Source organism: Pauljensenia sp. UMB6358, assembly GCF_030216865.1.
In the GTDB taxonomy this organism is placed as follows: domain Bacteria; phylum Actinomycetota; class Actinomycetes; order Actinomycetales; family Actinomycetaceae; genus Pauljensenia; species Pauljensenia turicensis_A.
Map to the genome: position 1 here is coordinate 1 of NZ_JASOMS010000260.1, position 242 is coordinate 242.

The 242-nt window shown below is 60.3% G+C and carries 1 protein-coding gene; it reads right to left on the reverse strand.

Translation table 11 applies throughout. The features are described from left to right. Positions 1–242: hypothetical protein (locus tag QP381_RS09395; protein ID WP_285068776.1), on the reverse strand; the 242-nt coding region annotated here is incomplete at both ends.

Genomic DNA, 242 nt, shown 5'->3' on the forward strand with positions numbered 1-242 from the left:
GTAGGTCTTTGGCCTGCCCGGCCTCGCCTCGATGATCCCCCTCTGCACCCACATGTCAAGCCTGCCATCTGTGAGAGCAGGCCAGATAATCTTGAGATCCTGCCTAGAAACATACACATCTAGGCTGGTGACGTGCTGGAGCCTGACTCTGGCGGCTTCCCCTTGGGTGAGATACAGGTGGTCGCAGGTGTTGCACCAGGACTGGTCCGTGAGGCCGCGCCTGGTGGGGTACCGGTAGATCC